General features: G+C 75.3%; 13 protein-coding genes. 8 read left to right on the plus strand and 5 right to left on the minus strand.

What is annotated here, in order from left to right; genetic code table 11:
- The first annotated feature begins 309 nt into the window (after positions 1-309).
- A complete protein-coding gene (locus ACFCX4_RS26225) occupies positions 310-1,503 on the plus strand; it encodes an RtcB family protein (RefSeq protein WP_376147054.1) in 1,194 nt (397 codons plus the stop codon).
- 149 nt (positions 1,504-1,652) lie between these two features.
- Here the strand turns inward: ACFCX4_RS26225 and ACFCX4_RS26230 are convergent, their stop codons facing one another.
- Positions 1,653-2,168, minus strand: a complete 516-nt coding sequence (locus ACFCX4_RS26230) for a MarR family winged helix-turn-helix transcriptional regulator (protein WP_376147057.1) — start codon at positions 2,166-2,168, stop codon at positions 1,653-1,655.
- Between the two features lie 132 nt (positions 2,169-2,300).
- Here ACFCX4_RS26230 and ACFCX4_RS26235 point away from each other — a divergent pair, with 132 nt between their 5' ends.
- Positions 2,301-3,017, plus strand: coding sequence for a DUF4386 domain-containing protein (locus ACFCX4_RS26235; protein ID WP_376147060.1), 717 nt, complete (start codon positions 2,301-2,303; stop codon positions 3,015-3,017).
- A gap of 352 nt (positions 3,018-3,369) precedes the next feature.
- Here the strand turns inward: ACFCX4_RS26235 and ACFCX4_RS26240 are convergent, their stop codons facing one another.
- Positions 3,370-4,029, minus strand: coding sequence for a TetR/AcrR family transcriptional regulator (locus ACFCX4_RS26240; protein ID WP_376147063.1), 660 nt, complete (start codon positions 4,027-4,029; stop codon positions 3,370-3,372).
- 259 nt (positions 4,030-4,288) lie between these two features.
- Positions 4,289-5,122, minus strand: a complete 834-nt coding sequence (locus ACFCX4_RS26245) for an SDR family NAD(P)-dependent oxidoreductase (RefSeq protein WP_376147066.1) — start codon at positions 5,120-5,122, stop codon at positions 4,289-4,291.
- A gap of 139 nt (positions 5,123-5,261) precedes the next feature.
- Between ACFCX4_RS26245 and ACFCX4_RS26250 the strand changes: the two genes are divergently transcribed.
- Positions 5,262-5,894, plus strand: a complete 633-nt coding sequence (locus ACFCX4_RS26250) for an NAD(P)-dependent oxidoreductase (protein WP_376147069.1) — start codon at positions 5,262-5,264, stop codon at positions 5,892-5,894.
- A gap of 241 nt (positions 5,895-6,135) precedes the next feature.
- Here the strand turns inward: ACFCX4_RS26250 and ACFCX4_RS26255 are convergent, their stop codons facing one another.
- Positions 6,136-6,417, minus strand: a complete 282-nt coding sequence (locus tag ACFCX4_RS26255; protein ID WP_376147071.1) for an HPr family phosphocarrier protein — start codon at positions 6,415-6,417, stop codon at positions 6,136-6,138.
- 229 nt (positions 6,418-6,646) lie between these two features.
- Between ACFCX4_RS26255 and ACFCX4_RS26260 the strand changes: the two genes are divergently transcribed.
- From ACFCX4_RS26260 to ACFCX4_RS26275, 4 genes are all read left to right on the plus strand, one after another.
- A complete protein-coding gene (locus ACFCX4_RS26260) occupies positions 6,647-9,493 on the plus strand; it encodes a GNAT family N-acetyltransferase (RefSeq protein ID WP_376147074.1) in 2,847 nt (948 codons plus the stop codon).
- A 93-nt stretch (positions 9,494-9,586) separates the two neighbouring features.
- Entirely contained in the window at positions 9,587-10,186 is a 600-nt protein-coding gene (locus ACFCX4_RS26265) for a DUF5998 family protein (protein ID WP_376147077.1), read from the plus strand.
- 171 nt (positions 10,187-10,357) lie between these two features.
- Positions 10,358-11,542 (plus strand): alkaline phosphatase family protein, encoded by a 1,185-nt coding sequence (locus tag ACFCX4_RS26270; protein WP_376147080.1) that lies wholly within the window; start codon positions 10,358-10,360, stop codon positions 11,540-11,542.
- A gap of 33 nt (positions 11,543-11,575) precedes the next feature.
- Complete coding sequence (locus ACFCX4_RS26275) at positions 11,576-12,232, plus strand: thymidine kinase (RefSeq protein WP_376147083.1); 657 nt, start codon at positions 11,576-11,578, stop codon at positions 12,230-12,232.
- Here ACFCX4_RS26275 and ACFCX4_RS26280 read toward each other — a convergent pair.
- A complete protein-coding gene (locus ACFCX4_RS26280; RefSeq protein WP_376147086.1) occupies positions 12,229-12,978 on the minus strand; it encodes a VOC family protein in 750 nt (249 codons plus the stop codon). The genes ACFCX4_RS26275 and ACFCX4_RS26280 overlap by 4 nt on opposite strands.
- 197 nt (positions 12,979-13,175) lie before the next feature.
- Here ACFCX4_RS26280 and ACFCX4_RS26285 point away from each other — a divergent pair, with 197 nt between their 5' ends.
- Positions 13,176-14,036, plus strand: coding sequence for a sulfurtransferase (locus ACFCX4_RS26285; protein ID WP_376147089.1), 861 nt, complete (start codon positions 13,176-13,178; stop codon positions 14,034-14,036).
- Positions 14,037-14,061: the final 25 nt, after the last annotated feature.

Here is a 14,061-nt window from a genome sequence, read left to right on the forward strand (position 1 = left end):
GGCCCGGTGGAGCGTTCCGACGCCCCGCCGGGCCCCCTCGGCGTTCGCGGCGCTAATTCCCTTGCGGGCGCCGCGCGGTGCGTGGGTAGATATCCCCCGGCACCCGGTACACACGGAGAGGAGGCGGTCGTCATGCGGGTCGAGCGAACTCGACAGGGCTCCCCGAGACCGTCCTTCCGATGCCCCTCGGCCGGCTGAACGCCGCCGACCCCTGACATCCCCGCGCCGCGCCGGGTTCCCCGCGCGGCATCCCCTGCGGGCGCATGCCCGCCCGGGCTTGAATCACCCGACCTTGGAGGTCGTTGAACCATGTCGTACACCGAGGTACCCGGCGTCCGGGTCCCGATCCGGATGTGGACCGACCCGGCCACCGTCGAGGGCCAGGCCATGCAGCAGCTGCGCAACATCAGTTCGCTGCCCTGGCTGCACGGGCTCGCCGTGATGCCCGACGTCCACCTGGGCAAGGGGGCGACGGTCGGTTCGGTGATCGCCATGCGCGGCGCCGTCTGCCCGGCGGCGGTCGGCGTGGACATCGGCTGCGGGATGAGCGCGGTGAAGACCTCGCTCACCGCGAAGGACCTGCCCGACGACCTCTCCCGGCTGCGGTCGCGGATCGAGCAGGTCATCCCGGTCGGCCGCGGCCTGCACAGTGAGCCGGTCGACCCGGGCCGGCTGCACGGGGTCCCGGCCGGCGGCTGGGACGACTTCTGGCAGCGGTTCGACGCGATCGCGCCTGAGGTGAGGTGGCGGCGCGAGCGCGCGGCCCAGCAGATGGCGACGCTCGGCGGCGGCAACCACTTCATCGAGGTGTGCGTCGACGACACCGGCGCGGTCTGGCTGATGCTGCACTCCGGGTCGCGCAACATCGGCAAGGAGCTGGCGGAGCACCACATGGGCGTCGCCCAGTCGCTGCCGCACAACCAGGGCCTGATCGACCGTGACCTCGCGGTGTTCGTCGCGGACACCCCGCAGATGGCCGCGTACCGGCAGGACCTCTTCTGGGCGCAGGAGTACGCCAAGCGCAACCGGGCGCTGATGATGGCGCTGTTCCAGGACATCGTCCGGCGCGAGTTCCCGCGGGCGAAGGTCGGCTTCGACGAGGTGATCAGCTGCCACCACAACTACGTCTCGGAGGAGCGCTACGACGGCGTCGACCTGCTGGTCACCCGCAAGGGCGCGATCCGGGCCGGGGCGGGCGACCACGGGATCATCCCGGGCTCGATGGGCACCGGGTCGTACATCGTGCGCGGGCTGGGCAACGAGGCGTCGTTCAACTCGGCCTCGCACGGGGCCGGCCGCAGGATGAGCCGCAGCGCGGCGAAGCGGCGGTTCACCACGGAGGACCTGGTCGAGCAGACCAAGGGCGTGGAGTGCCGCAAGGACCCGGGGGTGGTGGACGAGATCCCGGGCGCGTACAAGTCGATCGAGAAGGTGATCGAGCAGCAGCGGGACCTCGTCGAGGTCGTGGCGCACCTGAAGCAGGTGGTCTGCGTCAAGGGCTGAGTCCGTTCCGCGACCGTTCGTCCGAGGGAGCCCCCGGCCGTGGCCGGGGGCTTTCGCGCGTCCGTGGCCGTGCCGTCCCGCGGGCACGGCGTTCTGCCGTCCACCGGTGCCGATGCCCTGCCCGGGGTGCCCCGGACCGGCCGGAGCGCTCAGTTCCCGTCGCGCCCGGGGTCGAGCCGCCGGTAGCCGGGGTGCACCCCGGGGGAAAGGTGCTGGGCCTCGGCGATCCGGCGCAACAGGGCGGCCAGCGCGGCGCGTTCCTGAGGATCGAGGCCCGTGCAGACGGCCTCCTCGTGGGCCGCCGCCGCGGCGGCGAGCCCGCGCATCGCCTCCTCGCCCCCGGGGGCGAGGTACAGGTCCTGGAACCGGCGGTCCTTGGGATTGCGCCGGCGTTCGACCAGACCGCGCTCCTCGATCGCGTCGACGAAGGCCACGAAGCGGCTGGGGGACATGCCGAGCCGCCGCGCGAGGTCCTGCTGGTGCCGGCCGGGGTCCGTCGCGACCGTTCGGAGCAGGCCGGCCTGGGCCGGGGTGAGGTCCAGTTCGGCGACCCGTGCGGCGAAGGCCTGTGCCGCGTGTTCGCCCAACTGCGAGAGGAGGAAGGCGACCTGGGATCCCTGTGGGCCCTGGTGCCGGGCCGGGGCGCGGTCGGGGGTCTCGGTCATGCGAACAACCCTAGCAGTGGACAATGATGTCCCAAGGTGAACTATTGTTGTTCTGGAACTACCGGCGCCGGGGTCGATCAGCCCGGTGCCCGGCCCTGCCCTATCGACCCGTACTCGACTGGAGCACCTCTCATGACCACGACATCAGCGGCGCCTGCCGCCCTCACCCGGCGCCGGCAGACAGGTCCCCCCTTGCTGCTGCCCGCCGTGGCGTTCGCGGCCCTGATGGTGGCCTCCGTGGTGCTGGCCCGGCAGACCCCGCTGCCCACCGCCTCGGCGGCCGAGACGCTCGCCTACTACCAGGAGCACGGGACCGCGGTGAAGATCGCCGGGACGCTGCAGTTCGGCGCCTCGCTCCCGCTCGCCGTTTGGGCCGCGATCGTCCACCAGCGGCTGCGCCGGCTCGGTGTGACGGCACCCGGCCCCGGCATCGCGCTGGCGGCGGGGGTGCTCTCGGCGGCGGCGATGGCGCTGTGCGGGCTCACGCTGTGGGCCGCCTCGCGGGTCGGGGACCTCGGCGACGCGCCACTGGCCCGGTCGCTCGCAGACCTCGCCTTCGCCTCCGGCGGCCCCGGACACGTCGTGCCGTTCGCCGTGATGCTGGCCGGTGCGGCCGTGCCGATGCTGTTGCTCGGGTTCGGGCCGAAGGGCTTCGCCCGGGCGGGCCTGGTCCTCGCCGGGATCGGTGTCCTCGGGACCCTCGCCCTGCTCTCCACCGGCCTCGGGTTCTTCCTGCCGATCGCCCGCTTCGGCGGACTGATCTGGCTGATCGCGGCCAGTGTGATCCTGCCGGACCAGCGGCCGCGCAGCACCGGCGCCGCGGCCGCCCAGGAGGCGGGGAGCGACTGACGGCGCGAGCCGTTGCGACCGCCCCGGTGCGGTGACGGCCCGGCCCCGTTGGTGGTGCTCCGGGGCGGGCCGTCCCGGCCGGGGGAGGGCGGCGGGGCGCGGCGCCGGGAGGCGCGGCGGCCCGCCGTGACCGAGTGGGCCGTCGGGCCCGCGAGGAAGAGGGAAGGCGGCGCGGCGGTCTCCTGGGAGGAGGACCGCCGCGCCGTCGGCCGTCGGCTGTCGTACGGCGCCGGTGGCCGGTGCCGTCCCGGGTGCCGGACCACTCCGTCCGTTGACCGGGGGAGGGGCCGCCGGGCGACCGGGGCGACCGGGGCGACCGGGGCGCGCGGGGCCCGGAGGCTCCGGCAGCGCCTCAGGAGCCGGCGAGCCGGCGGTCGAGAACGGCGAGGACCAGCTCCTCGACCCGGCGGGCCACCGCCCGGCCGTCGTCCGCCCCGCTCTCGCGCTCCCGGCCGTCCGGGACCTGGTCGGCCAGCAGGTCGAAGGTCTCGAAGCTGGTCAGCATGAACAACACCCCCACCAGCTCGTCGAGTCCGGCCTCGCCGACCTCGGCGCCGCGGTCGGCGAGCACCCGGCCGAGCACCACCCGGAGCCCGCCGCGCCGCCGCTCGTTGCGGCTGCGCAGCGCGGTCTCCAGCTCCGGGTCGAGGATGGCCAGGCCGCGCAGCCGGCGCAGGGCGGTCCGGCCGGAGGCGTAGAAGCCGGTGAGCACGTCGAGCACCGCGGAGAGCGCCTCGCCGCCGGTGGGTGCCGTGAACGCCGCGGGCATCCCGGCCATCCCGCCGCGCTGGGCCAGGTCGTCGAAGAGCGCCTCCAGGAGGCCGGTCTTCGAGTCGAACTGGTAGTAGACGGTCATCCGCGCCACTCCGGCGGTCTTGGCGACGGCGTCCATGCTGAACGAGGCCGGCCCCTTCTCCCCGGTGAGCAGCTCGCAGGCCGCCTCCAGGATGCGGGCGCGGGTCTGTTCGGCGGCGACCTGGCGCTGGCCGGCTCGGTACTGGCGGGGGCTCATGGGCTGCTGACGTCTCCTGAGGCGGGTGCGGTGGCCTTCATTGTGCTCCCGGTCCGGGCGGGGCTGTCCAGCGGCGGCCCCGGCCCGGCGCCGACGTCCGGCCGGGCCGGGCGCCGGCTCCGGAGCACCGTGGCGGGCTCCCGGAACCGGCGCCGCCGCAGGTGCCGCGGGCCCGTCGTCCGGCGAGCAGTGCCGGGCGACGGGCCCTGACGCGCGTCCCCGGGACGGCGGCGCGCGGGTGCGGGCGGGTGCCCGCGGCTCAGGCGGCGGCGGGCACCCGCGCGTCCGGGCCCGCTCCGCCGCCGCCCGGCCGCTGCGCCATTCCGGCGGCGACGCCCGCCGTCATGCCGCCGTCCAGTCCGAGCAGCGCGCCGGTGACGAAGCCCGCCGCGTCGCTGCCGAGGAAGACGACCGCGTCCGCGATCTCCTTCTCGGTGGCGATCCTGCCCAGCGCGGTGGCCAGTCCCGCCCGCTCCAGCGCGCCCGGGTGCCCGCCGACCCGCCGGCGGAACTCCTCGGTGTCGACCGGCCCGGTGATCAGCGCGTTCACCCGGATCCCGGCCGGGCCCGCCTCCAGCGCGGCGGCCCGGGTCAGCCCGACCACGCCGTGCTTGGCCGCGGTGTACGCGCCGAGGCCGAAGGCGTTGCCCTGGACGCCGGCGGTGGAGGCGTTGTTGACGATGCTGCCGCCGCCGCTCGCCCGCATCGCCGCGATCTCGTGCTTGAGTGCGTGGTAGGTGCCGGTCAGGTTGACCGCGACCACCTCGGCGAAGGCCTCGGCCGGTACCCGGTCGAGCGGGCCGAACGCCCCGCCGCCGCCCGCGTTGTTGAAGGCGATGTCCAGCCGGCCGTGCCGTTCGACGGTGGTGTCGACCAGCCGGGCGACGTCCTCCTCCACCGTGACGTCGGCGGCGACGAACTCCGCCCGTCCGCCCTCGCCCCGGATCCGTTCCGCGACGGCCTCGCCCAGCCCGGCCCGGCGGCCGGAGACCACCACGTGCGCCCCGGCGGCGGCCAGCGCGGCTGCCGCGGCGGCCCCGATTCCCGACGTCGAACCGGTGACCAGCGCGATCTTCCCCAGGAGTTGACTCATCGTCGGCATCCCCTCCGGGCGGCCCCGGGCCGCCCTTGACGTTGACTCTCTGCGGGTTAATTTGTTTGTATAGTCTATACGAATTCAAGTCCGGGGCAAGGCGCACCCCGCTGCCGCCGGCGGCGGTGAGGAGGAAGTCGTGGAGATCGTCGTGGTGGGAGCGGCCGGCCGGACCGGGCGCCTGTTCGTCGGGAAGGCACTGGAGGCCGGGCACGCCGTCACGGCGCTGCTGCGCGATCCGGCGGGACTGCCGGTGGAGCACGAGCGGCTGACGAAGGTCCGCGGGGACGTGTTCGACCCGGACACGCTGACCGGTCCGCTGGACGGCAAGGACGCCGTGGTGGTGGCGCTGGGGGTGACCGGCCGGGCCGCGACGACGGTCTTCTCGGAAGGCGTGCGCAACATCGTCGCCGCCGCCCGCGGGGGCGGGGTGCGGCGGCTGGTCGCGATGTCCTCGGCCGGGCTGGAGACCGGGCACCTGCCGGTGCTGCAGCGGTTCGTCGCCGGGTTCGTGGTGCACCGGATCTACCGGAACATCCACCTCGACCTCGCGCGGATGGAGGCCGAGATCGAGAGCGGCGGCGTGCCGGAGTGGACCATCCTCCGGGTGCCGATGCTCACCGACGGTCCGGCCACGCCCGGCTACCGGACGGTGATCGGAGGGCACCTCCCGAAGGCCTCGCGCGCCGCGCGGGCGAACGTCGCCGACTGCCTCCTCGCCTGTCTGGGGGACCCGGCGACCCATCGCCGGCGCGTCGAAGTGGCCGACTGAGCGCCCCCGGCGCGATCACCGCCAGCCGTCGAGAGGAGGACACGGCATGAGGGACACGTCCTGGAGCGCCCCGCCCCGGCGGAAGCCCGCTCGCCCGTCCGGCCGCTGAGGCCGCCCGCCGCCCGCCGCCCGCCGTACGTCGCCCCGGGGCGGCCCGGTGCGCAGGCCCGCGGGCGCACCGGAGCCCGGGCCCCCCGACCAACGGGGCCCGGGCTCCGGACGACTACGGGTGCGGCGGTGCTCAGGCGGCGGCCGGCAGCTCGTCCAGGCCCTCCTGGACCAGCTTGGCCAGGCGGTCCAGCGCCTGCTCGGCGCCCTCGGCGTCGGAGGCCAGCACGACCTCGTCGCCACCCTGCGCGCCGAGCGCGAGCAGGCCGAGCATGGAGCCGGCGTTGACCGGGTTGCCGCCGGGCTTGGCGATGGTGATCGGCACGCCGGTGGCCGCGACGGCCTTGACGAAGACGGAGGCGGGACGGGCGTGCAGGCCCTCGGCCCAACCGATGGTGACGCGGCGCTCAGCCATGAGACGTGCCTTTCCGGTAAAGCTGGTCACGGCCGTGATGGGGGAAACGGACGTGTTGTCTAGACCAGTGTCGCACGCAGGACACCCCATCTCACTGCCCCGTTCGGGACTTGTGATTGTTTCTTTCGGGGTCATAAACCACGCATAATCCCCGTTCAGCGGCCATGTCCACCCTGCCGTGAACGCACGCCCGGCGCCATTCGGCCCGCCGCCGGATAACCTGACGATCGTGGACGACTCCGCGGCACCGAACCCCGAGCAGGAACCCCGTCCGGCCCCGCCGGCCGAGCCGGACTACCCCCAGCACTGGGAGGCCGACATCCTGCTGCGGGACGGCGGAACGGCCCGGATCCGCCCGATCACCCCCGCCGACGCCGGCCGCCTCGTCGAGTTCTACGAGCAGGTCTCGGACCAGTCCAAGTACTTCCGTTTCTTCGCTCCCTACCCCCGGCTCTCCGACAAGGACGTCCGCCGCTTCACCCACCACGACTTCGTCAACCGGGTCGGCCTCGCCGTCGTCGTCCGCGACCGCTTCATCGCCACCGTCCGCTACGACCGGATCGACCCGGACGGCCGTCCCTCCGACACCGGCACCGACGCCGAGGTCGCCTTCCTGGTCCAGGACGCCCACCAGGGCCGCGGCGTCGCCTCCGCGCTGCTGGAGCACATCGCCGCGGTCGCCCAGGAGCGCGGCATCCGCCGGTTCCAGGCCGAGGTGCTGCCCGAGAACCGCAAGATGGTGAAGGTCTTCACCGACGCCGGCTACGTCCAGCGCCGCAGCTTCGCCGACGGCGTGGTCCACCTGGAGTTCGACCTCGAACCCACCGCCGCCTCGCTCGCCGTCATGCGGGCCCGCGAGCACCGCGCCGAGGCCCGCTCCGTGCAGCGGCTGCTCACCCCGCGCTCGGTCGCGGTGATCGGCGCCTCCCGCACCCCGCAGACCGTGGGGCGGACCCTGCTGCGCGACCTGCTCGCCGGGGCCGTCGGCGACGACCGGCCGGTGTACGCGGTCAACCGCAACGCCGCGCCCGGCAGCGAGCTCGACGGCGTCCCGGTGCACCGCTCGGTCCTCGACATCCCCGGCCCGGTCGACCTCGCGGTGATCGCCGTCCCCGCCTCGGCCGTCCCCGCGACGGTCGCCGAGTGCGGCGCGCACGGCGTCCAGGGCCTGGTGGTGGTCACCGCCGGTTACGCCGAGACCGGCCCCGAGGGCCGCGACCGCCAGCGCGCCCTGGTCCGCCAGGCCCGCGCGGCCGGCATGCGGGTGATCGGCCCCAACGCCTTCGGCCTCCTCTCCACCGACCCCGACCGCCCGCTCAACGCCTCGCTCGCCCCCGTGCTGCCGGAACGCGGCGGTTTCGGCGTCTTCTGCCAGTCCGGCGCGATCGGCGTCGCCCTACTGGAGTCCGCCCACCGGCGCGGCCTCGGCATCTCCTCCTTCGCCTCGGTCGGCAACCGCGCCGACGTCTCCGGCAACGACTTCCTCCAGTACTGGGCCGAGGACCCGGCCACCGACGTCGTCCTGCTCTACCTGGAGTCCTTCGGCAACCCCCGCAAGTTCACCCGGATCGCCCGCCGGCTCGCCCAGGCCAAGCCGGTCGTCGTGGTCAAGGGCGCCCGCCACACCGGCAGCCTGCCGCCCGGGCACGCAGTCCCCGCCACCGCCACCGGTCTGCGGGACGCCACCGTCGACGCCCTCTTCCAGCAGGCCGGCGTCACCCGGGTGGACACCATCACCGAGCTGTACGACACCGGGGAGCTGCTCGCCCACCAGCCGCTGCCGCCGGGCGACCGGGTCGCGGTGATCGGCAACTCCGACTCCCTGGGCCTGCTCACCCACGACGCCTGCCTCTCGGCCGGCCTGCGCCCGCGCACCCCCGTCGACCTCACCACCGCCGCCACCGGCGACAACTTCCGGATCGCCCTGGACACCGCGCTCGGCGACCCCGGGGTGGACGCGGTGATCGCCGTCGCCATCCCGCCGCTCGGCAACCAGTCCTGGGGTCCGCGCGCGGCCGTCCTGCCCACCGGCCCGGACGGCTCCGGGCCCGGAGCCGACGACCCGGAGATCGCTGCCGCCCTGCTGGAGGCCGGCGAGCGCGCCCGCGCGGCCGGCAAGCCGCTGCTCCTCGCCCACCTGGCGCTCACCGACCTGCCCGGCCGGCTGCGCCCCGGCGGCATCCCCGCCTACCCGGCACCCGAACGGGCCGTGCGGGCCCTGGCCCACGCCGTCCACTACGCCGGCTGGCGCCGCCGGATGGCCGCCGCCGAGGAGACCGCCCGGGTCCCCGAACTCGACCGGATCGACGAGGCCGGCGCCCGTGTCCTGGTCGAGGCCGCGCTCTCCACCCGCACCGCGATCGCCGCCCGCACCCAGCCCGGCGGCGCCCGGATCACCCTGCCCGACGCCGACGCCGCCGCGTTGCTCGCCCGCTACGGCATCGACGTCTCGCCGGCCCTGCCGGCCCCCGACGAGCAGAGCGCCGTCCGCGCCGCCGGGACCCTCGGCTACCCCGTCGCCCTCAAGGCCACCGCCCCCCACCTGCGGCACCGCCCCGACCTCGGCAGCGTCCGGCTCGACCTGACCGACGAGGAGGGCCTGCGCCGAGCCCACCGGGAACTGGACGGCCTGCTCGGCGGCGCCGCCCAGGCCGCCCTGGTCGTCCAGCGGCTCGCCCCGCGCGGGGTGGACACCGTGATCGGTGCCACCGTCGACCCGGCGGTCGGCGCGATCCTCTCCTTCGGCCTCGCCGGCGCCCCCGCCGAGCTGCTCGGCGACGTCGCCCACCGACTGGTTCCGGCCACCGACCAGGACGTCGCCTCGCTGGTCCGCGAGGTCCGCGCGGCGCCCCTGCTGTTCGGCTGGCGCGGTGCCGAGGCCGTCGACACCGACGCCCTGGAGGAACTGCTGCTGCGGGTGTCCCGGCTGGTCGACGACCTGCCGGAGGTCGCCTCGGTGGATCTCGAACCGGTGGTCGTCGCCCCGCACGGGCTGGCGATCCTGGGGGCGCGCGTACGCATCGCGCCCCTGCCGGTCCGCAGTGATCTGGGCCCGCGCGCCATGAGCACGCTGTAACCTTCCTTGGTTGCGTCCGGACCGCGGGCGCCGTTGTCCGAAGCTCGGCGCCGCGCCGCCCGCTTCGTCGGCGGACCATGCCAGGATGGAGTTATGGCGAAGACCGGCACCACCACCACGCAGGACCTGCGTTCCGCGATCGAGCGCAGCGGCTACTACCCGGCCCTGGTGTCCGAGGCGGTGGAGTCCGCGGTGGGCCCCGAGCCGATCAGCTCCTACCTGGTGCACCAGGAGACCACCTTCGACGCCAACGAGGTGCGCCGGCACGTCACCGTCCTGGTGCTGACCGCGACCCGTTTCGTGGTGAGCCACACGGACGAGCAGACCGGCGACGGCAGCAGCACCGCCGTCCCCCTCGCCACCACCTCCACCGAGAGCGTCCGCCTGGACCGGATCAACTCCGTCGTGGTGAGCCGGATGGTCGCCAACCCGGAGACGTACACCCCGGGCACCCTGCCCCGCGAGGTGGTGCTGACCATCGGCTGGGGCGCCGTCCAGCGCCTGGACCTCGAACCGGCCGGCTGTTCCGACCCCAACTGCGAGGCGGACCACGGCTACACCGGCTCGGCCACCGCTGACGACCTGTCACTGCGGGTCAGCGAGGCCGGCGACGGCCCCGAGACGGTCGCCCAGGCGCTGGCCTTCGCCGGTGCCCTCTCCGAGGCCACCATCGCCAACGGCCCCCGGGTCTGACCGGGCCGAACGCCCCGCTCCCGCCGCCGACCGGCCTCCCGCCGCCCGCACCGCCGCCGCCAAGCACCGACCTGCCAAGCACCGACCCGCCACGTACCGATCCGCGCCGTCCGGACGCCGCCCCCACGCGCCCGGGCCGCACCGGCCAGCCAGGAAGCCAGCCCCGCCACCATGCCCTTCGTCCCCGACGGCCACGACGCCTTCGAGCTCCTCGACCCCGCCGCCGCTCCCGCGCCCCCCTACGGCAGCGGCTCGCTCTGCGACCTGCTGCCCTCGGTCGCGGCCGGCCTCGGCGTACCCGGCTTCGAGGCGGCGCTGCCGCTGGAACCCGCCGACCGCGCGGTGGTCTTCCTGGTCGACGGCCTCGGCTGGGAGCTGCTGCTGCGCCACCCCGAGTACGCACCGTTCCTCTCCTCGCTGACGGCCGGCTCGCTCGGCGGCACCGGCCGTCCGCTCACCGCGGGCTTCCCGTCCACCACCGCCACCTCGCTGGCCTCGGTCGGCACCGGCACCCCGCCGGGCCTGCACGGTCTGGCCGGCTACACGGTGGCCGTGCCCGGCGCCGGCCACCTGATGAACCAGCTCCGCTGGCAGCCGCACACCGACCCGGCCGCCTGGCAGCCCTACCCGACCGTCTTCGAACGGGTCGACGCCGCCGGGGTGGCCACCGCCCAGGTCTCCTCCCCGCTGTTCGCCCAGACGCCGCTGACCCGGGTGGCGCTCTCCGGCGGGACCTTCCTCGGCCGCACCACCGGTGAGGAACGGATGGACCGGGCCGCCGCCTGGCTCGCCGAGCACGACCGGGCGCTGGTCTACACGTACGTCAGCGAACTGGACGGCGCGGGGCACCGCTTCGGAGTGGACTCCGACGAGTGGCGGATGACCCTCGACGCGGTCGACCGCCTCGCCCGGCGGCTCGCCGAACAGCTGCCGCCCCGCTCGGCGATGTACGTCACCGCCGACCACGGCATGATCGACATCGCCCCCGAGGACCGGATCGACTTCGACGAGGACTGGGAGCTCGGCGCGGGCGTCGCGCTGCTCGGCGGCGAGGGCCGGGCCCGCCACGTCTACGCCGTGCCCGGCGCCGCCGCCGACGTGCACACGGTGTGGAGCGAGGTGCTCGGCGACCGGATGTGGGTGGCCACCCGGGACCAGGCGATCGAGGCGGGCTGGTTCGGCCCCGTGGTGGACGACCGGGTCTACCACCGGATCGGCGACGTGGTCGCCGCCGCCCGTGACGACATCGCGATCGTGGCCTCCCGCAACGAGCCCGGCGAGTCCGCGATGATCGGCCTGCACGGTTCGATGACCCCGGTCGAGCAGTTCGTGCCGCTGCTCGAATTCCGCCGATGAACTCCCCCGATGCGAAAGGCCTTTGCACCACCCATGGCTGAACTGGTGTTCTTCTCCGGCACGATGGACTGCGGCAAGTCGACGCTCGCGCTCCAGATGGACCACAACCACGGCGCCCGCGGCCGGCAGGGGATGATCCTCACCCGCAACGACCGGGCCGGCACGGCCACCATCTCCAGCCGCCTCGGCCTGCGCGCCGACGCGGTCGAGGTGACGGACGACTTCGACTTCCACGCCCACGTGGTGCACCGGCTCTCGGCCGGTGCCCGGGTCGACTACCTGATCTGCGACGAGGCCCAGTTCTTCACCCCGGGCCAGATCGACCAGCTCGCCCGGGTGGTCGACGAACTGGAGATCGACGTCTACACCTTCGGCATCACCACCGACTTCCGAACCCGGCTCTTCCCGGGCTCGCAGCGGCTGATCGAACTCGCCGACCGGGTCGAGGTGCTCCAGGTCGAGGCGCTCTGCTGGTGCGGCGCGCGGGCCACCCACAACGCCCGCACGGTCGGCGGGGTGATGGTCGTCGAGGGGGCGCAGGTGGTGGTCGGCGACATCTCGGTCCGCGCCGACGAGGTCGGCTACGAGGTGCTCTGCCGCCGCCACCACCGCCGCCGGCTCACCGCCGCCACCGCCCGCGCCGCGGTGCTCTCCCCGGACGTCCTCCCCTTCGAGGAGCAGCAGGCCTAACCCGTCTGCAGCACCGAGAAGTGCCCGCCGCGCGGGTCCGCCAGCCGGGCCGCCGGGCCGCGCGGGGTCGGCTGCGGGCCGACCAGCACCCTGCCTCCCAGCTCGACCGCCCGGCGCGCCGTCAGATCGACGTCGGCGACCGCGAAGTGGGTGCGCCAGCGCGGCGGGTGGCCGCGCAGCTCGGCCCCGCGCCGGACCCCGGCCACCGGTCGGCCGTCGACCAGCAGCGCCGCTCCGCCGCCGGTCTCCGCCACCGGGACCCCGAGCACGCTCCGGTAGAACACCGCCGCACCGTCCGCGTCCGGGGTGAGCAGCTCCGCCCAGGCCGGCCCGCCCGGCTGGGGACCGGCCTCCCGGCCGGGGTGCTCCTCGCCCTGCCAGAGTCCGAAGACCGCGCCCGAGACGTCCGCCGCGATCGCCAGCCGCCCGGCGCGCTCCGCCTGCAGCGGCCCGACCGCGACGGTTCCGCCGCACTCCCGCACCAGCTGGGCCGAGCGGTCGGCGTCGTCCACCGCGAAGTAGGTGGTCCACTGCACGGGGAAGCCGGCCACCGAGGACACCCCGAGCCCGGCCACCGGCTCACCGCCGAGCCGGGCCCGGACGTAGTCGCCGAGCTGCCCCGGGCCGGGGGAGAAGGTCCAGCCGAGCAGGTCACCGTAGAACTCCCGGGCACCGGGCAGGTCGTCGGTCATCAGGCTGACCCAGCACGGGGTGCCCTGGGCCAGCCGGATTGTCAGCGCGGGCATGACAGGTCTCCTCGGGGGGCGGACGGCGCACGAAACGGCGCAGTGAGGGTGATGCTTCCACCGTGGCGCGGATCGAACCCTCGGGCCGCGCGGAAAGTCCGGCAAAGACCGCACAAAGAGCGGGGCCGGGCCCTCCCCCGCCCGGGGCGCGGCCGGCACCCGTCGTCCCGCCGCCCCGCTGCGCCACAATGGCCGCCATGACCACCACTCACGATGACTCCCCGCTGGTGTCGGTGACCGAACTGCGGGCCGCGCTCGACTCCGGGCGCCCGCCGGTCCTGCTCGACGTGCGCTGGCAGCTCGGCGGCCCGCCCGGCATCGAGGACTACGCCGCCGGCCACCTGCCCGGCGCCCACTTCGTCTCCCTCGACACCGAGCTCGCCGCCCCGCCCGGTCCGCCCGGCCGGGGCGGGCGCCACCCGCTGCCCGACCCGGAGGAGTTCGGCGCCGCGCTGCGCCGCTTCGGCGTCTGCGCCGACCGTCCGGTGGTGGTCTACGACGGCGCCACCGCGCTGGCCGCGGCCCGCGCCTGGTGGCTGCTGCGCTGGGCCGGCCACCCGGACGTCCGGGTGCTGGACGGCGGGTTCGCGGCCTGGCGGGAGGCCGGGCTGCCGGTGAGCACCGAGGTGCCGGTCGCCGAGGACGGCGACTTCAAGCCGGTGCCGGGGCGGCTTCCGGTGACCGACGCGGACGGCGCCGCCGCCCGGGCCCGCGAGGCGCTGCTGCTGGACGCCCGGGCGGGGGAGCGCTACCGGGGTGAGACCGAGCCGGTCGACCCGCGGGCCGGCCACATCCCGGGCGCGGTCTCCGCGCCGACCAGCGAGAACGTCGGTCCGGACGGCCGCTTCCTGCCGCCCGCTGAGCTCGCCGCCCGCTTCCGGGCACTGGGCGCGGGCGAGCGGGAGACCACCGTCTACTGCGGTTCCGGCGTGACGGCCGCCCACCAGATCCTGGCCCTCGCGGTGGCCGGACTGCCGGCCACCCTCTACCCGGGCTCCTGGAGCGAGTGGTCCAGCGACGTGACCCGCCCGGTCGCGGTCACCGACCAGCCTGGCTGAGCCCGGCGCCGCACGGCGGAGGGGC

The organism is Kitasatospora sp. NPDC056327, from assembly GCF_042261735.1.
Lineage (GTDB): Bacteria > Actinomycetota > Actinomycetes > Streptomycetales > Streptomycetaceae > Kitasatospora.

What these genes read in the sequence shown, in the direction of transcription:
- ACFCX4_RS26230 (WP_376147057.1), bottom strand. Translation starts at nt 2,168, where the DNA reads ATGACCGAGACCCCCGACCGCGCCCCGGCCCGGCACCAGGGCCCACAG.
- ACFCX4_RS26225 (WP_376147054.1), top strand. Translation starts at nt 310, where the DNA reads ATGTCGTACACCGAGGTACCCGGCGTCCGGGTCCCGATCCGGATGTGG.
- ACFCX4_RS26280 (WP_376147086.1), bottom strand. Translation starts at nt 12,978, where the DNA reads ATGCCCGCGCTGACAATCCGGCTGGCCCAGGGCACCCCGTGCTGGGTC.
- ACFCX4_RS26270 (WP_376147080.1), top strand. Translation starts at nt 10,358, where the DNA reads ATGCCCTTCGTCCCCGACGGCCACGACGCCTTCGAGCTCCTCGACCCC.
- ACFCX4_RS26255 (WP_376147071.1), bottom strand. Translation starts at nt 6,417, where the DNA reads ATGGCTGAGCGCCGCGTCACCATCGGTTGGGCCGAGGGCCTGCACGCC.
- ACFCX4_RS26275 (WP_376147083.1), top strand. Translation starts at nt 11,576, where the DNA reads ATGGCTGAACTGGTGTTCTTCTCCGGCACGATGGACTGCGGCAAGTCG.
- ACFCX4_RS26240 (WP_376147063.1), bottom strand. Translation starts at nt 4,029, where the DNA reads ATGAGCCCCCGCCAGTACCGAGCCGGCCAGCGCCAGGTCGCCGCCGAA.
- ACFCX4_RS26285 (WP_376147089.1), top strand. Translation starts at nt 13,176, where the DNA reads ATGACCACCACTCACGATGACTCCCCGCTGGTGTCGGTGACCGAACTG.
- ACFCX4_RS26265 (WP_376147077.1), top strand. Translation starts at nt 9,587, where the DNA reads ATGGCGAAGACCGGCACCACCACCACGCAGGACCTGCGTTCCGCGATC.
- ACFCX4_RS26245 (WP_376147066.1), bottom strand. Translation starts at nt 5,122, where the DNA reads ATGAGTCAACTCCTGGGGAAGATCGCGCTGGTCACCGGTTCGACGTCG.
- ACFCX4_RS26235 (WP_376147060.1), top strand. Translation starts at nt 2,301, where the DNA reads ATGACCACGACATCAGCGGCGCCTGCCGCCCTCACCCGGCGCCGGCAG.